This window comes from Thermodesulfovibrionales bacterium (genome assembly GCA_026417875.1).
Taxonomy (GTDB): Bacteria; Nitrospirota; Thermodesulfovibrionia; order Thermodesulfovibrionales; family CALJEL01; genus CALJEL01.
Window position 1 is genome coordinate 27,550 of sequence record JAOACK010000009.1, and the last position, 21,360, is coordinate 48,909.

Genomic DNA, 21,360 nt, shown 5'->3' on the forward strand with positions numbered 1-21,360 from the left:
CTTAGATTTCTCTACAGGGAATGAGGGCTCCTCAATGACTGTTCAACAGATTGGTGGAGTAGAAAATAGTTCAGGCGAGGAACTCCTTGATTTCCTTGAAAGGGATTTCCATACCATCCAGGAGGGAGAAATAGTTAAGGGCAGGGTTATTGCAAAGAGGCAGGATGGTATTATTGTTGACATAGGATACAAGTCTGAGGGTTTTATCCCCCAGGCAGATGTGCCGCAGGAACAAGAGATAAAAGCAGGAGATGAGATAGAGGTATTTATACAGGAGATCCTTGACGGAGATGGAATAGTGCTCCTTTCCTATCAGAAGGCAAGGAGACTCAGGGCATGGCAGCTTGTTGAGCAGGCACAGAGCAGTGGTGGATACATTGAAGGAAAAATTATAGAAAAGACAAAAGGGGGGTTCATTGTAGATATTTCAGGTCTCAGGGCCTTTCTGCCTCTCTCTCACACGGATCTCTCCCTTCCGAGGAACCAGGATCAATATATTGGCATCACTTCCAGATTTAAGATAATTAATGTAAACAAGAAAAAAAATAATATCGTCCTTTCGAGGAAAGAAATACTGCAGGAGGAGAAAAGGAGGCAGAAAGAATTACTTCTTGAGCGATTAAAACCCGGTGCCCTTGTAAAGGGGATTGTAAAGAATATTACAGATTATGGAGTTTTTATTGATCTCGGTGGAATTGATGGACTTCTTCATATCTCCGATATATCCTGGAGCAAGATCAATCATCCTTCAGAATATTTCAAGCAGGGTGACAGGGTTGAGGTAATGGTATTGAAATTTGAACCAGAGACTGAGAAGGTTACACTTGGTTACAAGCAGAAAAAGCCAGATCCCTGGTTGAATATTGATCAGAGATATGCATCAGGACAAAAGATAAAAGGAAGGGTTATAAGCATTACAGATTATGGTGCCTTTGTCAGGATAGAAGATGGGATCGACGGTCTTATTCATGTATCCGAGATGGACTGGTCTAACAGGCCCAAACATCCATCAAAATATGTATCTCCAGGTGAAACTGTAGATGTTGTTATTTTGAATATTGATAAGGCTCAGAGAAAATTATCCCTTAGCCTTAGGAGGACAAAACCGAACCCCTGGCAGGTTATAGCAAAGAAGTACAAGCAGGGGGATATAATAGAGGGAAGGGTGTCAAATATAACCGATTTTGGTGTCTTTGTTGAATTACCAGAGGGTATTGATGGCCTTATCCATATATCAGACCTTTCCTGGACAAGGCACTTTCAGCATCCTTCTGAGATTGTGAAAAGAGGCCAGAAGATAGAGGCAGTGATTTTGAATATCCAGCCAGAAAAAGAGAAACTCTCTCTTGGCCTAAAACAGCTTACAGAGGACCCATGGTTGAGGATAATACCTGAAAGATACAAACTAGGAGATGAGGTTAATGCAAAGGTTATCAAGATAACAGAGCACGGAATATTTGTGGATATTGATGACCTTGTAGAAGGCCTGGTATTTGCCTCGGAGATACCAAAGGATATTGATAAAACCTCGCTCAAATCAGGTGATACCATAAGGGCATGGATAATAAAGATAGACAGGGATCAGAGGAAGATCGGCCTCAGTCTAAGAAAATCAAAATCTGAAAGCGGAGATCAGGCTCGGGAAGAGTCAAGAAGGAGTTAGGAATGAAAAAAACCTGTCTCATAATTATACTCGTTATAAGCTCTTTAATAATTCTTAGTCTTTTAATGACCCTCTTTCAGAAAGATGCTGTTACAGGTGAGAAGATAGGTCTTATCAAGGTTGAGGGTCCTATATTAACCTCCTGGGAAGCTATAGAGGAATTAAAGAATTACAGAGAAAATAAAAGTATAAGGGCAATTGTTCTCAGGGTTGATAGCCCTGGTGGTGCAGTTGCACCATCCCAGGAGATATATGAGGAGGTTAAAAAGACAGCAAAGGAGAAACCTGTTGTTGTTTCCATGGGAGCTGTAGCTGCCTCCGGCGGTTATTATATATCAGCAGCCGCATCAAGGATAATAGCCAATCCCGGTACACTCACAGGCTCCATAGGTGTGATAATGGAGATACCAAATATAAAGGGTCTTATGGATAAAATAGGGATAAAGACAGAGGTAATAAAAAGTGGAAGATACAAGGACCTCGCCTCTGTATTCAAGGATATGGAACCAGACCAGAGGAAGATACTTCAGTCTGTACTTGATGAGGTTCATGAACAATTTATAAAAGCAGTATCTGAGGGAAGGAACATACCTGTTGAGGAGGTGAGGAAGATTGCTGATGGTCGTGTCTTTACAGGCTCACAGGCTTTAAGTCTCGGTCTTGTAGACGAGCTTGGTAATATAGAAGACGCAATAAAAAAGGCAGCAGAACTTTCAGGTATCAAGGGAAGGCCGGAGATTGTTACAAAAGAAGAAGGCTTCTCTCTTAAAACACTGCTCAAAAACAGTCTGCCAGACAGACTTATGGAAGAATATACATCAGTGAAGGTTAAATATATATTTATTCCATGATTCAGGGTTAAAAAATGTGATAGATGATAACTTTTATGAACCTTATAATCATTATTCTTTTTCATAATATATCGTTGACATCATGAATTATTTATAAGGAGGTTTCTATGACGAGGTCTGAACTTGTGGAGAAGATTGCAGAGAAGTGTACTAATTTTACAAAAAGACAGGTTGAAATCATGTTTGACACGGTTTTTGACAGTATTAAGGATGCTCTCAAGCGTGGAGAAAGGGTTGAGATAAGAGGATTCGGAAATTTTACAGTGAAAACAAGGAATCCCAGGGTTGCCAGGAATCCAAAGACAGGAGAAGCTGTCGATGTTCCAATGAAAAGGGCAGTTCATTTCAAGGTTGGAAAAGAGCTTATAGAGATGATGAATGCTCCTTCTCAAGAGAGTAAGTAAAGGTTGTTTTAATGAGTGATAGCCTTGAGTTTTTAGATTCATAAGAAATATCTATCGAAATCAGTAAATATAAGGAAGAATTTTGGAAAGAAGAAGTTTCCTAAAGCTTTCTGCCAAGCTTGGTATAACTTTAGCTGGCTTTCTTACCTTACCCTTTTTTGTTTCACTCAAGCCCGGAGGGATTAAAGAAAAAAGGATAGAGTATTTTTTTCTTGCATCCCTTGAAGAGATGCCCAGAAAGGATGTTAAGAAATTTGAGCTTATACTTGAGCAGAGCACAAGCGATCAGCGTCTGAAGAATATGAATGTTTATATAGTAAAAACCCTAGATGGATGGATTGCCCTCTCGCCTGTATGCACACACCTCGGATGTATGGTTAATTATAACAGGATAAAGAAGGAATTTATATGTCCATGCCATGGTGGAAGATATAATACCCATGGAGAGGTTATTGTTGGTCCACCTTCCATGCCACTTACAAGGCTTCCTCTGAAGGTAGAAGATCAAAGCGTCTTTGTGGGGATAAAGGTTTAGCTTCTTATGGCAAGGCTCACTGACTGGTTTTTGGATAGATTCGGTCTCAGAAATCCGCATAAAAGATTCTTAGAGAGACCTGTTCCACCGGGATTGAGTTATTTTTACTGTCTCGGTGGTATGGCCTTTACATCCTTTATGATTCTTGTCTTTTCTGGAGCCTTCCTTACATTTTTTTATGTTCCTTCAGAAAAAGAGGCCTTCCAGAGTATAGTGAGGCTTAATAATGAGGTGCCTCTTGGCAGATTTATAAGAAGCGTGCACAAATGGTCAGCAACACTGCTAATAATATCTATCATTCTTCATGGGCTCAGAGTTTTTATATCCAGAGCCTATCTGCCACCCAGAGAGTTAAACTGGGTATCAGGTGTATGCCTCTTTATTCTTGCAATGTTAGAGGGTTTTACAGGCTATCTCTTACCCTGGGATCAGAAGGCGTACTGGGCAACAGTGGTTGGAACAAATATTATTTCCTTAATTCCACTTGTTGGAGATGATATCCTGATGGTTATAAGAGGAGGACCTGAGGTATCAGGTGCAACACTTACAAGATTTTATGGGCTCCATATAATATGGGTTCCTCTTTTAATGTTCCTGTTACTCTGGGTTCATTTTCATATGGTAAGGAAACTTGGTATCTCGAGACCTCTATGAAGGAACATAAGAGATTTTATCCCGATTATCTAATCGAGATTTTATTCTTTGTTTTTGTCCTGATTGAAATTACAGTCATCCTCGCCCTTCTTTTTCCACCATCAACAGGAAGGGAGATAGATTTTCTTTCACCTTACCAGCCAAGACCAGAATGGTACTACCTGTGGCTTTTTGGACTCTTAAGATATTTTCACGGAGACCTTGCTGTGATAGGCGGGGTGGTTATCCCCTTTCTGGCAGTATTTATATTATTTGCAGTGCCCTGGATTGACAGGAGGTTTGGCAGGTTATTTACATCTCTGCTCATAGGGATTCTTCTCTGTTTTTTTATTATTTCAGTTTTTCTGGTGTAATTTTTCACATGTCTGTACCTTAGCCTTACAGCCCATGGCTCTTTTATGATATTCTATAGTATGCTCACTGGTTTTAACACAAATATTAAATACAGAGGAGAGGTGTTTCATGTTCAGACAGAAGATAGTGGTCTCAGAAATCCTGTTATAACCACACTTCTTTACAGGGGGGGTGTGATACTTGTTTCAAAAAAGACCAGCTATAAAGAGCTCATACCTGATGATACAGTTTCAATATCTAATGTTATTAGAGATAGGATAAAACAGCTTATGACGGATCAGCACAAATCAATGATAACAGAGCTTCTTGCTGGAAGATTTGATGATATTATAAAAGGTCAGAGGTCTCCACTACAGGAAATTCGCAGTGCATCAGCAGAGGTTCCAGAAACAAACCAGCCTGAAAGATCTCTCAACCAAGGAAATGGAGATAAAGTCCTTTCAAAGGAATCGGATAGGTCCTCGTCAAATATTTCTCTCACAGAGTCTAAGAAGGATGATGGAGGAATAAATACCGATCCTCAAACACACACTCCAACCAAAAGCCATTCCTGCCGCTCCCTTGATGACATACTTCTTGAGCATATAATGAAAAAGAAAAAGAATACATAGAATTGAAATAAAAAAAATGCATTCATTAAAAACACATACAACAACGCCCGGGAATAGAAGTATTACAAGCAAGTTATTAACAACCTTTGATGATATAAATACATAAGAAGAGGATTCCATAGTTTACTGGGTAATAATGAATTTTATGGAAATTCAAAAGCCCTTGAGACTTTTTTTCGTTTCCCGCATCTTGAGAAGAAACGGTGGTATAGCTTTATATGGAAGAATATTGGATTTATAATGGAAGACTCAAACTTTTCAATTCTAAACACTGGAGAGGGTGGTGGAGGAGGTCCAAGGCACAGGGTTGAAACTGACCCGGGGCATTGGAAATATAAAGATCTCTATCCTGGTAAAGCACTCAGATTTTTACATTTCTGTGTGATAGAGAATTATGATAAAACTCTATTGTATAAAGTCAACTGACAATCTTATGGTAAATTTAGCTAAATAGACCCTTTAAAAATCCAAAAAGGATGACATAGAGTTTATACTTTACAGTATAGGACTTTCCTATAGGCAATCCACAGGAGTAATTTTGCTATTGTATACCTGTCTTTAAATATAATATAATGAAAAATGCTTGTTCAGAAGAGGGATATTGGTTATCTCAACAATCAAGCCAGGCTTTTGAGGATTGAGATCCTCAAGATGCTTACAGAGGCTGGCTCCGGTCACACAGGTGGTAGTCTTTCAGCTGCTGATATAGTAACTGCCCTGTATTTTTATAAACTGAGACACAGGCCTGATGCTCCTTTTTGGAGAGAGAGGGATAGATTTGTGCTGTCAAAGGGGCATGCTGCTCCTCTTCTTTATGCAGTGCTTGCGATGAGTGGATATTTTGATAAGTCTCTCCTTAAGACCTTAAGAAAATTAGGAAGCCCTCTTCAGGGACATCCCTGTTCAAAGAACCTTGCTGGTGTTGAGATATCAACAGGTTCCCTGGGACAGGGTTTGAGTGTAGCAAATGGAATAGCCATGGGATTGAGGCTTGATAAACTTCCTTCGAGGGTTTACTGTCTTCTTGGCGATGGTGAACTTCAGGAAGGTCAGGTATGGGAAGCTGCCATGACTGCTTCTCATTATAAACTTGATAATATCTGTGCAATAGTGGATCTTAATGCCCTACAGATTGATGGACCAATTTCAGAGGTAAAAGATATTGAGCCAGTGGATAAAAAATTTCAGGCCTTTGGATGGCATACCATTGAAATAAACGGTCATGATATGGCGCAGATAGTTGATAGCCTTGACAGAGCAGAAACCCTCAAGGGTGCACCAACTGTAATACTTGCAAGAACAATTAAGGGAAAGGGTGTATCGATCTTTGAAAATAAGGTCAAATATCATGGTGTAGCTCCAACAAAAGAGGAGCTCGAAATTGCCTTAAGGGAACTTGGTGATGGGACAGGTATCTGATACCAAAATGGAGATCAAATCTTTCAGTGGAGTTGATGCGGCAACACGAGATGCCTATGGAGAGGTTCTTTACAGAATTGGTCTTGAAAATCCTGATATAGTTGTCCTTGATGCAGACCTGAGCTCTTCTACAAAGACCCAGAAGTTTGCAAAGGCTTTCCCTGAGAGATTTTTTAATATGGGTGTCTCTGAGCAGGATATGATGGCTACAGCAGCAGGACTGTCTCTTTCAGGGAAGATTCCATTTGCCTCTACCTTTGCCATATTTGCCACTGGTAGGGCATGGGAACAGATAAGACAGAGCATTGCCTACAGCTGCCTTAATGTAAAGATTGTTGCAACCCATGGAGGAATTACAGTTGGTGAAGATGGCGCATCCCATCAGGCAATTGAGGATATCGCCTTGATGCGCGTCATACCCGGCATGACCGTTATAGTGCCTGCTGACGCCTACGAGACAGAACTTGTTATTAAAGAGATTGTTAAATATAAAGGACCTGTTTATGTTAGGCTTGGCAGGGCAAAGGTTAGGGCTGTTATGCCTCAGGAATACAGATTCTCCATAGGCAAGGCCCACGCCTTCGGTTTTGGAAAGGATGTAAATATTATTGCCTGTGGTGTGATGGTAGCAGAGGCACTCATTGCAGCAGGGATACTTAAAGAAAATGGAGTAGATGCTGGTGTTATAAATATGTCAACCATAAAACCACTTGATGAGGAAATGCTTTTGAAGGCATCAGATGCATCCTTAATTGTTACAGCTGAGGAACATTCAGTGATAGGCGGTCTTGGTGGAGCGGTTTGTGAATTTCTTTCTTCAGTAAAACCAAAACCTGTATTAAGGATAGGAATAAGGGATAGATTTGGAACCTCGGGTTCGTCAGGCGAGCTGATGAAATTTTTTAAACTTACGGGTGAGCAGATAGCTGAGGATATTCTTTCAGTGCTTCGTAATGCGTGATCAGGAATAATGAAAAAAATACTCATCAGCCCGTACTGCTCATCAGGATTAAATGAATATGATTCACTTTGAAGGTGTTTCCAAGATATATGAAAGACAGCTTGCCCTTAAGGAGATAACCCTTTCAATAGAAAAGGGAGAGCTTGTTTTTATCACAGGTCCATCAGGTGCAGGAAAAACCACGCTTCTGAAATTGATATATGCCCACGAAAGACCTGATAAAGGCAGGCTGGTTGTCGGAGAATATGAACTCTCCACCATCCATCAGAGGAATATACCCTTTTTAAGAAGGATGATCGGCATAGTTTTTCAGGACTTCAGGCTGATTGATACAAAGACTGTTTTTGAGAATGTTGCAATGCCCCTCAGAATAAGGGGACTTAAAGAAAGAGACCTCAAGGATTTCGTTTTTGATAGTCTTAGACTCGTGAATCTTAGACACAAAATAGATGCTTATCCACCAGCTCTTTCCGGTGGTGAACAGCAGAGGGTAGCTATTGCAAGGGCAATAGTGGCTGAACCGCTGATTCTCCTTGCCGATGAACCAACTGGTAATCTCGATCCTGAAAACACAAAAGCTGTAATGGATATATTCAAAGAGATAAATGCGAGGGGAACAACAGTGGTTATTGCCACTCACAATCCCGACCTCTATACCCATAGTGGCAGGAGGGTCTTCAAACTTCAAGAAGGTGCACTTACAGGAGTGGAGGTCCTGTGATTACAGGTTATTCCTTCAGATTTGCCATTGAGAGCCTCAGAAAGGAATTGTGGATAAATATTATGGCAGCCCTTTCAGCAGGCATCGGATTATTTCTTGTTGGAATAGTTGTACTTGCTGTTTTAAATATTAATTTAATTACAAAAAAACTGCCTGAAAAGCTTACGATTATCCTTTATCTGAAGGACAGAACCTCAGAGGAGCAGATAGACAGGGTGATCAGGAGCCTGAAAGAAAATTCAATGATAGGGTCTGTAAAATTTATATCCAGAGATGAAGCACTTCATGAGCTTAAAAATAAATTAAAAGATTCAAGTCTTCTCTTAGAAGGACTTGATGAAAATCCTTTGCCTGACTCAGTGGAGATAAAACTTAAACAGGAACATTTAGAAAAAGATGCTATTAATAGCCTCCTTCAGCAGCTCAGATCCATTCCCGAGGTAGAGGATATAGATTATGGGAAGGATTTAATGGAGTCAATTGTTTTGATAAAGAGGCTTTCTGATAAGCTGGGTGCGGCCTTTCTTTTAATAATGATGGCAGGGATAATATTTAACTTTTATACAACAATAAAGATACTCTTTTACAGAAGGAAAGAGGAGATTGAGACATTCAAGCTCCTCGGAGCATCAAGGGGTTTTATAAAAGCACCCTTTCTTATTGAAGGTGCTGTTATCGGACTCGCCGGAGGTCTCATAGCATCCCTTGCGGTCACAGGACTCTATCAGGCATTGAATTTTCTTTCAGAAAAGATGCCCTTTATTACCACCTTTAATCTTCAGGCCCAGATATTTTATTTCATAATCGGCTTACTATTTTCCGGTGTCATTCTGGGAATCACAGGAGCAATACTCAGTATTGGTAGAATAAGGTACTGAAGTGGTGCAGAAGTGCAGAAGAATGGCTGTCTATGGAAGATGCAGGATTCAGAGCTCAGGACTATCAGGTATCCTCTATTATTTATCATGCATCAGGTCTGAATTTTACTGTTACATTCAACTGTCATTACTCTGCCTTTTTCAGGTGATTGTTATTTATGTAATTCCTTCCCATGCACAGGACATTGAGGAGAGACTGAAGGCGATAGAGAAGGATATTAAGAAATATGAGGAGAATCTCAGAAAGGAACAGGAAAGAGAATTTTCAATATTAAATGAACTTGACCGCTTAAACTCACAACTTGGAGAGGTAAGGGAAAGGATACGAGAAAATAGAAGAAGATTGAGGGAGACCGAAGGAAAAATTTTTGCCACCCAGAAAGAGATAGCCTCGCTTGAGCTGAGATTAAAAAGCAGGATGGCTTGGTTGAAGAAAAAAGTGCGGACAATTTGGATTTACGGTTATACAAGGGAGCTGGAATTTCTCCTCACTTCAAGAGACGGAGGAGAACTTCTAAGAAACTGGAGGTATCTAACATTACTTGCCAGATATGACAAAAGGATAATGGACAGGCTAAAAAATGATATAGAAGAGCTGAGAAAAAAAGAGACTGCGCTTTCATCGTTAAGGAGGGAGATAAAAAAGACGATTGCTGAGATAGAGACAGAGGAGCTCAATCTCTTAAAACTCAGAAAGGAAAAGAACATAGTCCTTGCCAGTGTGAGGGAAAAAAGGGAACATTATGAAAGGATGCTCAGGGAATTATCAGAATCAGCAAAAAGACTTACAAAGATAATAGAAGAATCTCGGATAAGGGGTAGTGCAGCAGAAGACAGGAGTTTCCTTTCAAAACGGGGAAGGCTTTCCTGGCCTGTAAATGGAAAGGTAAAGATTCCATTTGGCTATCATAAAGATCCGCTAACAGGAGTTCCTGTTTTCAGGAGCGGTATTTATATACTCACAGAGGAAGATTCTCAGGTTCATGCTGTGTACAGCGGAAGGGTTGCCTATACAGGTGAGCTCAGGGGTTATGGAAAGGTTATAATTATAAGTCATGGTGGTAATTATCATAGTGTTTATGCCAATCTATCTGAGATTTTTTTTAAGCCAGGAGATATAATAATAGAAAGACAGGCCATTGGAAGGGTCGGTGAATCTCAGCTGATGGATGGTATGGTTCTCTATTTTGAGATTCGTTACAGGGGTAAACCCCTTGACCCCCTTCAGTGGTTAAAGAAAAGATAGGAGGAGAAGAATGAAGAAAAAGATATTGCGCATTGCAGTAGTGCTTCTGCTCATCCTCTCAGGCATGCTTATTGGCAGGATAAGCACAGCCACCAAGAGCGGAGCAGAAGGCTATGAGGAGTTGAAGGTCTTTACAGAGGCCTTTTCAGTAATAAAGAGAAACTATGTTGACGAGGTGAAAACAAAGGACCTGATATATTCTGCCATAAAGGGTATGGTAGGAAGCCTTGATCCCCATTCCGGCTTCATGACTCCAGAGGCTTATAAGGAAATGCAGATAGAGACAAAGGGAGAATTTGGCGGTATAGGAATCCAGATAGGCATAAAGGACAACATCCTGACAGTAATAGCTCCCATTGAAGATACCCCTGCCTGGAGGGCTGGCATCAAGGCAGGAGATAAGATTATCAAGATTAATGGTGAATCAACAGTAGATATGAGCCTTCAGGAGGCTGTCAACAAGATGCGCGGACCAAAGGGAACTAAGGTTACGATTACTATAATGAGAGAAGGCTGGAAGGCTCCTCAGGACTTCACCCTTGTAAGGGATATAATCCATGTAAAGAGTGTAAAATCAAGGATAATAGAAAAGGGTATTGGCTATATAAAAATCTCTGCCTTTCAGGAGCAGACAGCTAACGACCTTGCTGTGGCCCTCAGGGATCTGGTTGAAAAGGAAAAGGTTAGTTCCCTGATTTTAGACCTTAGAAACAATCCCGGCGGATTACTTCAGAGTGCAGTGGAGGTGGCAGACCAGTTCCTTGAACCGGGAAGACTCGTTGTATCCATAAAGGGCAGGACAGGGGAAAAGACAGAATACTTTACAGAAGGTCTGAGACCAAATTATAAATTGCCTGTTGTTGTACTTGTGAATCACGGAAGTGCCAGTGCTTCTGAGATAGTAGCTGGTGCTCTTAAGGACCACAGGAGGGCAATAACGCTCGGAACAACCACATTTGGTAAGGGCTCTGTGCAGAATATAGTTCCTCTGAGTGATGGTTCAGGACTTAGGCTGACAACAGCAAAATACTATACACCAAACGGTACATCTATTCACGGAGAAGGAATCACGCCTGACATTGTTGTTAAGCTTGAGTCAAAAACACCGGATAAGGAAAGACCTGTGCTCAGAGAAAAAGATATTCAGAGGCATCTTCAGGAAAAGGGTGAAGAGCTTCCTCTTGAGACAGCACCGGTTGAGGTAGAAGAAAAAGATGACCTTCAGCTCCAGAGGGCAATTGAGCTTCTGAAGACCTGGGATATATTTAAAAAATTGCCCCAGACATAAATAATACTGCTTAGTCGAGCTATGGAATCCTGTGGCATGGAAAGTGATATTAATGAAGAGAATAATCTTTGACATAGAGACCATTGGAAAGGATTTTGAAAGTCTTGATAAACCCATTCAGGATTATTTACTTCAGTGGGCAGATACAGAGGAAAAGGAAGAAGAGATAAAGGAGAGACTTGGTCTATCTCCTGTTACTGGAGAGATAGTAGCAATAGGTCTTCTTGAACCTGATACAATGAAGGGTAAGGTATACTTTCAGGCTCCCGAGGAAGACCCCTTTCTACCCTTTGAAGAGAATGGTATATGGTATGAGGCGGGCACTGAAGAGGAGATACTTAAGAAATTCTGGCTCGAGATAAAGGATTACGAACAGATAATAACATTTAATGGAAGAGGATTTGATTGTCCCTTCATTCTTATAAGGTCTGCTTTTTACAGGATAAAACCCTCAAAGGACCTGATGCCCAACAGATACAATAACAGCCATACAGACCTGCTTGACCAGCTAACCTTTTACGGGGCTACAAGGAAATACAGGCTTGATATCTGGTGCAGATTCTTCGGTATAAGAAGTCCGAAAGAGGAGGGAATTACAGGTCTTGATATTAAGGAGCTCTTTCTTGAAGGCAAATATCTTGATATAGCAAGATACTGTGCCAGAGATCTTATAGCAACAAAAGAGCTCTTTGATTACTGGGATCGGTATATTAGATTTCGTAACGAGTAATGCCTTTGATCTCTCACTTCACCGATTCGGGACCAGTTGTGGTGGATAAGGTTATTGTTGGAATGAGTGGAGGCGTTGATTCTTCCACCGCTGCCTACCTGCTTAAACAAAAAGGCTACGAGGTTGAAGGTGTAAGCTTCATCCTGTATCAGACAGGGCATATAAAAGGACGCTCTGTGCAAGCAGGCTGCTGCAGCATTGAGTCAATTAAAGAGGCAGCACTCGTTGCGGCAGAGATCGGGATTCCTCACTCTATAATTGATCTAAGGGAAGAATTCCTTAATAAAGTAATAAATCCCTTTATCGATTCTTACAAAAAAGGTCTCACACCAAATCCCTGCATACTCTGTAATAAATATATAAAATTTCCCTTTCTCTTAAGGATTGCAACTGAAAGAAAAGCTCCTTTCATAGCAACAGGCCATTATGCAAAAGTAATTAACAGCAGACTTCTTAAAGGCAGGGATCAAAAAAAGGATCAGTCCTATGTGCTTTATGTCCTTAAAAAGGAGGAGCTTGAGAGGCTCATACTTCCTCTGGGAGAATTGACAAAGGAACAGGTTCGAGAAATAGCAAGAACCCTTAATCTCGCTGCGCTCAGGAGGCCGGAGAGTCAGGAGATATGTTTTATTGAGGACAGAAGATATTCAGAATTTCTAATAAATTTAATAGAGCCAGAAGAAGGACCCATTATTGATATAAAAACAGGTGAGATATTGAAAACCCACAGAGGCCTCTTTAACTACACAATCGGTCAGAGGAGAGGTCTTGGTATATCCTCAAAAGAACCCTATTATGTAGTAAAAATAGATCCTGAAAATAATACCCTCTATGTTGGTAAAAGAGAGGATGCCTTCAGGAGAGAGATTATTGTAAATGATTTAAATATACTTCAGCCTTCGGTCCTGAGCCTTCCTTCCTTAAGGGCAACCGTAAAGATTCGGTCTACAATGAAGGATGAACCTGCAACTGTTTACTTTGAAGGTAGCTCGGCAAGAGTAATCTTTGACCGTCCACAGTGGGCACCTGCACCCGGTCAGTCAGCAGTATTTTATGAGGGAGAGCTGGTGATAGGTGGCGGCGTGATAAAAGAAGTTAAAGACTGAAGAAAAAGATTTTTCTTGACAAGGGAGGTATTTTTAAATATAGTTTTAATAGAAAATCTTCACACAAAAAGGGGGTGATAATTCAGGGTTTCAATTAAAAGCCCTTCTTGGGAATTTATATCAAATTTAAAAGGAGGAGATGATGAGAAGAATATTCGGTATTATTCTGGTAATTATGCTTGTATCCTTATCGGCTTGTGCATCATACCTTCCAGTGGGTACCCTCTACACGGGTGGTAAGATGGGTGTACAGGCAGGCAGTGGACCTGAAACAAAAACGGGAAAGGCCTGCATGCAATCAATTCTCGGGCTCATTGCAGTAGGTGATGCAAGTATTGATGCAGCAAAGGCAGCAGGTGGAATAAAGGAAGTTACTAATATAAATTATGAAGTACAGAATATCCTGGGCATATACGGTACCTATTGTCTTGTAGTTACCGGTCGTTAAAGGGATAGCATATGTTCCCATCGGGAACAGTAAACTCATTTTTAATAAATAACTTGGAATAAGAGGAGGCAGTATGAAAAAATTAGTTCTTTTGCTAATGATTTCTTTATTTATTACAAGCACTGCCTTTGCAGCAGGCCAGGCAAGAAGAAATACTGGATGCGGCCTCGGAACAATGCTTTTTAAGGACAGTGCTGATGACAAATGGCTTCTTCAGGCCTTTCAAGCGACTACAAATGGTACTTTCGGTAATCAGACCTTTGGTATTACCACAGGAACATCGGAGTGTGAGAGGGCTACAAAAATTGCAGGTAATGAAAAACTCAATCAATTTGTGGCAGACAATATGGATAACCTTGCAAAGGATATAGCCACCGGTCAGGGTGAGACCCTTGATACCCTCGCAGAACTTATGGAAGTGCCACCTCAGTACAGGTCTGAATTTTATTCTAAGCTTCAGGCGAATTTTTCTAGAATCTTTACCTCTTCAGATATTCAGGCTGCAGAGGTCCTTGACAACATAATATCAATCAGCTCTCAGAGTTAAATTTTTAATGATAATGGAGAGGGGTATGGGAGCGATCATACTCCTCTCTTTATTTTTTATACCTTCTATTTCCATTTCATCAGATAATACCTATCTTGTTAATTTAATTAAAAAAGCCCTCGATAAGGAGCTATATAAAGACAGATACTGGAATGTTCTTCTTCATTATAAACACGGTCTTTCAGGTACAGAGAGTCTTATAGATGATCCAGCCTTTTTCCTTGCCCAGGATGGTAAAGAAAATCCAGAGGCAGAACTGATCGAGACCTTAAGGTCTTTTTTCAGGGAATACGAAGATGAAAAAAGTAACCCGAGATGCAGATTTCCGGCGAGATATGCCTGGCTTAAAGAAAAATTAGATATAGATGAAGATATCCTTCCTCCTTCAAGATGTATTGAACTTGAAAGATTTTTAGATGCTCTAAAACCTGAGTCTGCAACCCTTGTTTTTCCTGCAGCCTATATGAATAGCCCAGCCTCCATGTTCGGTCATACTCTCATAAGAATAGACAGCAGTTATAAAAGTAAACTTCTTTCCCATGCAGTAAATTATGCTGCAAACACAGGGGATGAAGGAGGTATTTCCTATCTTATTAAAGGTCTCTTCGGGTTTTTTAAAGGTTATTTTTCAATCCTGCCCTATTATGAAAAAATAGAAGAATACAGTGACCTTGATATGAGGGATATGTGGGAGTACGAACTTAATCTTACAGAAGATGAGGTTAGAAAAATGGTTCTCCATATCTGGGAATTGAAGGATATTTATTCCTATTATTATTTTTTTGATGAAAACTGTTCTTACAACCTTCTTTTTCTTTTAGAAGCCGCCAGACCAGAGGTCGATCTTACAGATGGGTTCAGACAGTGGGTTATACCTTCTGATACTGTGAGAGCTGTTATTGATAGGGGTCTTGTCAGGTCTGTCAGTTACAGACCATCAAGAGCAACAAGGATCAGGCACATGGCTTCCTATATCCCTGAAAATTATAAAATTGAAGCAGTGGAAATAGCCAGTGGCAGCTTGATGCCGGATGATATTTTAATCAGGGAGATTAACAACAAGGAGAAGGCAATTATCCTAGACATTGCTGCTGAGATGACTCAGTATAAATTTATGAGGCAGAAACTTGACAGGAAAAATTATCAGGAAAGATTCCTTCAAATTCTCAAAGTCAGAAAAGAGCTCGGGAAATTAGAGCCAGAGGTGTATACTGTTCCTGCCCCTGCCAGACCGGATGAAGGGCATTCCTCCGGAAGATTAAGTACAGGAACCGGTTTGAGGAATAAAGAATGGTACCAGGCATTTATGTGGAGACCTGCCTATCATGACTTGATGGACCCTGATGAAGGATTTCAGGAAGGTTCTGAGATAATATTTGTTAACCTTGGATTCAGATATTATTATGAAAAAAGAAGATTCCAGTTGCAGAATATTGATATTATTAACATTGTATCTCTAGGAATAAGGGATGAATTTTTCAGGCCTCTCTCCTGGAAGGTTCATACTGGTTTCAGGAGAGAGTTAATGAAAGATTATAGAGAACACCTTATATATATCCTGAATCCAGGTTTTGGCATAGCAGGAAGAAGCAGAGTTGCCGGTATTTATTTTGCCTTTACAGAGGCAGAATTAAAATTGAGCGGGAGCTTCAGAGATAATTATTCAGCAGGTATAGGTTTTTCAGCCGGGATGATCAAGAATATAACTGATAAATGTAAGCTGGGCCTTCAGGCAAAAACTATCTTTTACGAACCAGAGAATAATAAATTACATTCAATCAGCTTGAAGCAGAATTATAAAATAACAAAGGACACAGGGCTCAGGCTTAATCTTGAAAGGATAAAATATTATTCAAATTACTGGACAGAAGGAGAGCTGATTTTAAATTTTTATTTCTAAAATCATGTTCTTGCTACTTACCCCGCACTTCAATTTATAATAAAGAAAAGCTTGGAGCATATCAATGGATAAATTTCTAATAAGGGGCGGGAAAAGGCTTTCTGGCAAAGTAAATATAAGTGGTTCTAAGAATGCCTCCCTTCCGCTTATGGCTGCCACACTTCTATGTCCTTCAAGGCACAGCATAAAGGGTGTTCCTGACCTCAGGGATATTCGCACCATGTCACGATTACTCCATACCCTTGGAGCAGAGATCTCCTTTGATAAAAATCTCCTACACATAGACTCAAGTAATATATCGCTTTTTGAGGCACCATATGAACTTGTCAAAACCATGAGGGCATCTGTTCTTGTTCTCGGTCCACTTCTTGCAAGATATGGAAGGGCAAAGGTATCCCTACCTGGGGGCTGTGCAATAGGCTCTAGGCCAATAAATCTTCATATAGAAGGTTTAAAACAAATGGGTGCTGAAATTGTTCTTGAACAGGGTTATATAATAGCCAGTACAAGAGGAAGGCTCAGAGGTGCAAAGATTTATTTTGATATACCCACAGTTACAGGTACAGAGAATGTCCTGATGGCTGCTTCCCTGGCTGATGGAGTTACTGTAATTGAGAACGCAGCAAAGGAACCAGAGGTTGTTGACCTTGCTAATGCCCTTAGTGCAATGGGTGCAAAAATCAAAGGTGCTGGCACAGAAATGATAGAAGTTGAGGGAGTTACCGAGCTTAAACCACTTAATGAATATACAGTTATACCTGACAGGATAGAGGCTGCTACGTTTTTGTGCATTGCCGGTATTACAGGCAGTGAGATAACGATTGATAATGTAATACCTGAACACCTTGATGCAGTGATAGCTAAATTAAGAGAAACTGATCTTCAGATAGATATACATAATTCCTGCTCCATAAAAGCAAAAGGTCAGGAGATTATAAGACCTGCGAATATCAAGACCATGCCCTATCCCGGTTTTCCTACAGATGTGCAGGCTCAATTCATGGCATTAATGTCTGTTGCTCAGGGAACGAGCATTATTCGTGAGACTATATTTGAAAACAGATTCATGCATGTTGGAGAATTAAGAAGGATGGGAGCTGATATAATAACAGAGGGATCTGTTGCCACTGTAAAGGGTGTAAAAGAACTAAGAGGTGCTCCCGTGATGAGCTCAGATCTCAGGGCATCAGCAAGCCTTGTGGTTGCAGGACTGAGAGCAAAGGGAGAGACAGTAATCGACAGGGTCTATCACCTTGACAGGGGATATGAGAGGATGGAGCTCAAGCTGCAGGCACTGGGAGCAGATATAGAGAGGATTAGGTCTTAAAAGTTAGTTTTTATTTAAGAATTCAATTATGCAGACCCATAAACTCCACACCGCTAATAAAGGATCTGGTATTGTGGACCTTTCCACTAATGTGCCAGAACTTCCGGGTGTATATATCATGAAGTCAAAGACAGGGAAGGTCCTTTATGTCGGCAAGGCAAAGAATCTCAGACAGAGACTGAGACATTATTTACACGAAGAACTTGATATGAGAAAATCAAGAATGCTCAAGGAGGTTGAGGAAGTCTCTTTTATTATCACACAGAATGAGCTTGAAGCCCTTGTACTTGAAGCCAATTTAATAAAAGAGTATAAACCGAGATATAATGTTATTCTCAGGGATGATAAGAACTATCCTTATATAAAGGTCGTGATGAATGAAAGATTTCCCCATCTTGAAGTTGCAAGAAAGATTAAATATGATGGTTCGCTATATTTTGGTCCCTATGTTCCTGCCAGCGTGATGTGGGAAGCCCTTTCATTTATAAGAAAGAATTTCAATATAAGGCCCTGTAAATATAAACTTGACAGACCAATGAAACCATGCATACAGTACCAGATGGGAAGATGTCCTGGCCCCTGCGCAGAACTCATTACAGAGGAGGATTACAGAAAGGCGCTCTCCGAGGTAATAATGTTTTTAAAAGGTGAAAGGAAGGATCTTCTTGAAAGTCTTGAAAAAAAGATGGAGAAGCTTTCAGAGGAGATGCGCTATGAGGAGGCAGCAAAGATCCGTGACAGGATTAATGCATTAAAGAGGCTGTGGGAATCCCAGAGGGTTGTGAGTACAATAAACCATAATGCGGACATTATAGGGATATACAAGACCGAAAAGGGTTTCAGTATTGCCGTTTTATTTATGCGAAATGGGTTGATTATAGGGAAGAGAGAATTTTTTATAAAAAGCACATCATCCTCTTTCCCGGAACTTCTTGAAGAAATCATTGAAGTCTTCTATACAAAGGAGATAATACCGCCGGATGTAATAATAGTTCCAGAGGAACCACACAACCGGGAAATACTGGAAAGATGGCTTTCAGAAAAAAGCTCAGGCTCAGAAGCCAGTTCTGCTGTTAGCATAAGAAGACCTTCTAATTCTGAGGAAGAGGACCTCCTTAAAATGGCTCAGGAGAATGCACGGGTGTTTTTTGACCAGAAGGCTATCAAGGCAGAAAGGACACTCATCACACTGGCAGGACTTCTTGAAATTTCTTCTGTACCCGAGAGCATTGGTGCCTTTGATATATCTACCACCTTTGGAAAGGAGGCAACTGGAGGTTTTGTCTGGTGGCAGGGAGAGGAATTTCTTAAAGATAAATACAGGCATGTAAAGATAAAGGCTGTTGAGGGAATGGATGACTACAGAATGCTTGAAGAGGTGATCGGAAGGGTTATAGAGAATCTTAAAGGAGAAGTCCCTGATGTACTCATGGTAGATGGTGGACAGGGACAGCTTGAGGTCTTAAGAAAGGTGATTGAGGATAAGAGGGATCACATCGCCAAGATGCCGGTAATTATTTCTGTTGCCAAGGATCCTGACAGGGTATTTTTGTTGAACGGAAAGATTATTAATCTTGAAACACTGAAAGGACCGGAAGAAGAGGCAGGTCTGCTTCTGAGAAAGATCAGGGACGAGGTTCACAGGTTTGCTATAATGTATCACAGAAAGATAAGAGACAGAAGGCTCAGACAGTCAAGACTTGAAGAGATACCGGGTGTAGGACCCAAAAGAAGGCTTTCCCTTCTGAGAGCCTTTGGTAGTCTTGATGCCATCAGAAAGGCAACAGCAAGTGAGATTACTGAAAAGGTACCCGGGATTGGTCTAAGTCTTGCCGAGAAGATTTTAATGGCGGTAAAGGAAGATAAAGATGATTAATATAGAAAGCATAAGGGAGTATGTAAAAAGGAATCTTCAGGGAGAGGTTCTTGAATTCAGGAGACTGGGAAGTGGTGTTCACGGAGAAGGATTTTTATTAAAAGTAAAGGAGGATTCAGGCATCAGGGAATATGTGATTAAAGACCTCGCTCCCCATGATCTGGGACATGATTATCCTGCAGACAGGGCATCTGTATTTTTACTTGCCTATGATTCATATAACCAGCTTCCGAAACATGTAAGGGCAGTAGATGTCCTTCAATTAAAAAAGGACAAAACCCTCACTTCTATAAAGGATGGAGTAGAATATTATCTTTTGATGGATAAGGCATGTGGAGTTAATTATTTTAAAGACCTTGAGGAAATGAAAGATAAGACATCCCTTAATGAAAGAGACAGGAACAAGATCAAGACAATGGTTAATTACCTTGCAGAGATTCATTCTTTAAAACCCGAGATTGAGCCTAATCTTAAAAGATCCCTTTATCTCAGAAAGCTCAGGGATACTATAGGTCATGGAGAATGTCTTATGGGAGTCTTTGATACCTATCCTGAAGGTACACTCAGTTATAAGGAAATGGAAGAGACTGAAATCCTTGCAATTCCATGGCGATACAGATTAAGAAACAGGATAAACAGATTATGCCAGATTCATGGAGATTTTCATCCAGGAAACATATGGTTCAGAGATGGAGATTTTATCCTCCTTGACAGGTCAAGAGGGCCATGGGGCGAGGCTGCTGATGATATAACTGCACTTACAGTAAATTATATATTCTTTTCAATAAAATACCATGGCTTAGTAAAAAGCCCCTATACTGATGCCCTTGAATTGTTTTACAATGAATACATGGAACTAACAGGAGACAGGGAACTCCTGAGCACGGTTCAACCCTTTTACGCCTTCAGAGCTGCTGTTGTAGGTAACCCTGTTTTTTATCCTGATCTTACCCCTGAAAGCAGAAGGGCTATATTTAACTTTATGAAAAATATCCTTAAAAAGGATATATTTGAACCTGACAATGTTAATCAATTAACCGGAGGTGCTTCATGAAGGTGATTCTCAAAGAAGACATTAAATCCCTTGGGAAAGCAGGAGATATTGTGAATGTCTCTGACGGTTATGCAAGGAATTATCTTATCCCCAGGGGATTAGCCCTTGTTGCAGATGAGAAGAATATAAAGACCTTTGAGCTCCAGAAGAAAAAGCTACTTGAGGCAATAGAGAAGGAGAAGGCTCGCAACCTTGAATTTGCTGAAAGGTTAAAGAATTTAACTGTTACTATAAAGGCCAAGGCAGGAGAGGATGGTAAACTCTTTGGTTCAATAACCACCATGCATATATCAGAGGCCCTTAGGAAAGAAGGAATAGAGCTTGACAGGAAAAGGATCGTACTTTCTGAGCCTATTAAAAGAACAGGTGAATACAGGGTGGCAGTGAAACTACCTCATGAAATAAATTCAGAGTTCACACTGAGGGTTCTTAATGAAAGTTGATCTTTCCTATGACAGGGTTCTTCCCCAGAATATAGAGGCAGAGCAATCTGTCCTCGGAGCAATCCTGCTTGATAATGAGGCTATCTCCAGTGCCCTTGAGATACTTGAACCCTCTGATTTTTACAGAGAAGCTCACAGAAAGATATTTAATGCAATGATAGAGCTTTTTGAAAGGCGAGAGCCCATCGACCTGATCACACTCACCGATTATATGAGGTCAGCAGGAATTCTTGCTGAAGCAGGAGGAGAGCAATATATAGCCCTTCTTGCCACCTCAGTGCCCACATCTGCAAATATCAGGCAGCATGCAAAGATAGTCAAGGAGAAAGCAATCCTCAGGGGGC

At 40.5% G+C, this 21,360-nt stretch carries 23 protein-coding genes; all 23 read left to right on the plus strand.

Annotated features, from left to right (window positions below; translation table 11 throughout):
- The first annotated feature begins 34 nt into the window (after positions 1 to 34).
- Positions 35 to 1,663, plus strand: a complete 1,629-nt coding sequence (rpsA, locus tag N2257_03150; GenBank protein MCX7793390.1) for a 30S ribosomal protein S1 — start codon at positions 35 to 37, stop codon at positions 1,661 to 1,663.
- Between the two features lie 2 nt (positions 1,664 to 1,665).
- Positions 1,666 to 2,514, plus strand: coding sequence for a signal peptide peptidase SppA (sppA, locus tag N2257_03155; protein MCX7793391.1), 849 nt, complete (start codon positions 1,666 to 1,668; stop codon positions 2,512 to 2,514).
- A 107-nt stretch (positions 2,515 to 2,621) separates the two neighbouring features.
- Positions 2,622 to 2,918 (plus strand): integration host factor subunit beta, encoded by a 297-nt coding sequence (locus tag N2257_03160; protein ID MCX7793392.1) that lies wholly within the window; start codon positions 2,622 to 2,624, stop codon positions 2,916 to 2,918.
- Positions 2,919 to 3,000: 82 nt separating this feature from the next.
- Positions 3,001 to 3,453, plus strand: a complete 453-nt coding sequence (locus N2257_03165) for a Rieske 2Fe-2S domain-containing protein (GenBank protein ID MCX7793393.1) — start codon at positions 3,001 to 3,003, stop codon at positions 3,451 to 3,453.
- A gap of 6 nt (positions 3,454 to 3,459) precedes the next feature.
- Positions 3,460 to 4,107, plus strand: a complete 648-nt coding sequence (locus N2257_03170) for a cytochrome b N-terminal domain-containing protein (protein ID MCX7793394.1) — start codon at positions 3,460 to 3,462, stop codon at positions 4,105 to 4,107.
- The gene (locus tag N2257_03175) at positions 4,104 to 4,460 is read left to right on the plus strand and encodes a hypothetical protein (protein MCX7793395.1); all 357 of its coding nucleotides are present in this window, start codon (positions 4,104 to 4,106) and stop codon (positions 4,458 to 4,460) included. The genes N2257_03170 and N2257_03175 overlap by 4 nt, the downstream gene beginning before the upstream one ends.
- A 60-nt stretch (positions 4,461 to 4,520) precedes the next feature.
- Positions 4,521 to 5,072: a hypothetical protein gene (locus N2257_03180; protein MCX7793396.1), complete on the plus strand. Its 552-nt coding sequence runs from the start codon at positions 4,521 to 4,523 to the stop codon at positions 5,070 to 5,072.
- A gap of 579 nt (positions 5,073 to 5,651) precedes the next feature.
- Positions 5,652 to 6,491, plus strand: coding sequence for a transketolase (locus tag N2257_03185; GenBank protein ID MCX7793397.1), 840 nt, complete (start codon positions 5,652 to 5,654; stop codon positions 6,489 to 6,491).
- A gap of 7 nt (positions 6,492 to 6,498) precedes the next feature.
- Positions 6,499 to 7,452 (plus strand): transketolase family protein, encoded by a 954-nt coding sequence (locus tag N2257_03190; protein MCX7793398.1) that lies wholly within the window; start codon positions 6,499 to 6,501, stop codon positions 7,450 to 7,452.
- Between the two features lie 52 nt (positions 7,453 to 7,504).
- The gene (ftsE, locus tag N2257_03195) at positions 7,505 to 8,173 is read left to right on the plus strand and encodes a cell division ATP-binding protein FtsE (protein ID MCX7793399.1); all 669 of its coding nucleotides are present in this window, start codon (positions 7,505 to 7,507) and stop codon (positions 8,171 to 8,173) included.
- The gene (locus N2257_03200) at positions 8,170 to 9,051 is read left to right on the plus strand and encodes an ABC transporter permease (GenBank protein ID MCX7793400.1); all 882 of its coding nucleotides are present in this window, start codon (positions 8,170 to 8,172) and stop codon (positions 9,049 to 9,051) included. Before ftsE ends, N2257_03200 begins: the two co-directional genes overlap by 4 nt.
- 1 nt (position 9,052) lies before the next feature.
- Complete coding sequence (locus N2257_03205) at positions 9,053 to 10,297, plus strand: peptidoglycan DD-metalloendopeptidase family protein (GenBank protein ID MCX7793401.1); 1,245 nt, start codon at positions 9,053 to 9,055, stop codon at positions 10,295 to 10,297.
- Between the two features lie 10 nt (positions 10,298 to 10,307).
- Positions 10,308 to 11,585, plus strand: coding sequence for a S41 family peptidase (locus tag N2257_03210; GenBank protein MCX7793402.1), 1,278 nt, complete (start codon positions 10,308 to 10,310; stop codon positions 11,583 to 11,585).
- 31 nt (positions 11,586 to 11,616) lie between these two features.
- A complete protein-coding gene (locus tag N2257_03215; GenBank protein ID MCX7793403.1) occupies positions 11,617 to 12,315 on the plus strand; it encodes a ribonuclease H-like domain-containing protein in 699 nt (232 codons plus the stop codon).
- Between the two features lie 41 nt (positions 12,316 to 12,356).
- A complete protein-coding gene (gene mnmA, locus N2257_03220) occupies positions 12,357 to 13,421 on the plus strand; it encodes a tRNA 2-thiouridine(34) synthase MnmA (GenBank protein ID MCX7793404.1) in 1,065 nt (354 codons plus the stop codon).
- A gap of 139 nt (positions 13,422 to 13,560) precedes the next feature.
- Positions 13,561 to 13,869: a TRL-like family protein gene (locus tag N2257_03225; GenBank protein MCX7793405.1), complete on the plus strand. Its 309-nt coding sequence runs from the start codon at positions 13,561 to 13,563 to the stop codon at positions 13,867 to 13,869.
- A gap of 73 nt (positions 13,870 to 13,942) precedes the next feature.
- Positions 13,943 to 14,416: a DUF3015 domain-containing protein gene (locus tag N2257_03230; GenBank protein MCX7793406.1), complete on the plus strand. Its 474-nt coding sequence runs from the start codon at positions 13,943 to 13,945 to the stop codon at positions 14,414 to 14,416.
- A 25-nt stretch (positions 14,417 to 14,441) separates the two neighbouring features.
- Positions 14,442 to 16,316, plus strand: coding sequence for a DUF4105 domain-containing protein (locus tag N2257_03235; GenBank protein MCX7793407.1), 1,875 nt, complete (start codon positions 14,442 to 14,444; stop codon positions 16,314 to 16,316).
- A gap of 64 nt (positions 16,317 to 16,380) precedes the next feature.
- A complete protein-coding gene (murA, locus tag N2257_03240) occupies positions 16,381 to 17,643 on the plus strand; it encodes a UDP-N-acetylglucosamine 1-carboxyvinyltransferase (GenBank protein MCX7793408.1) in 1,263 nt (420 codons plus the stop codon).
- Positions 17,644 to 17,671: 28 nt separating this feature from the next.
- Entirely contained in the window at positions 17,672 to 19,519 is a 1,848-nt protein-coding gene (uvrC, locus tag N2257_03245; GenBank protein ID MCX7793409.1) for an excinuclease ABC subunit UvrC, read from the plus strand.
- Positions 19,512 to 20,573 carry a hypothetical protein gene (locus N2257_03250; protein MCX7793410.1) on the plus strand — a complete coding sequence of 354 codons (1,062 nt, stop codon included), beginning with the start codon at positions 19,512 to 19,514 and terminating at the stop codon, positions 20,571 to 20,573. The genes uvrC and N2257_03250 overlap by 8 nt, the downstream gene beginning before the upstream one ends.
- Positions 20,570 to 21,016, plus strand: a complete 447-nt coding sequence (gene rplI / locus N2257_03255; GenBank protein MCX7793411.1) for a 50S ribosomal protein L9 — start codon at positions 20,570 to 20,572, stop codon at positions 21,014 to 21,016. The genes N2257_03250 and rplI overlap by 4 nt, the downstream gene beginning before the upstream one ends.
- Positions 21,006 to 21,360 (plus strand): replicative DNA helicase (locus N2257_03260; protein MCX7793412.1); only part of this gene is annotated, 355 nt, incomplete at its 3' end. The genes rplI and N2257_03260, both read left to right, overlap by 11 nt.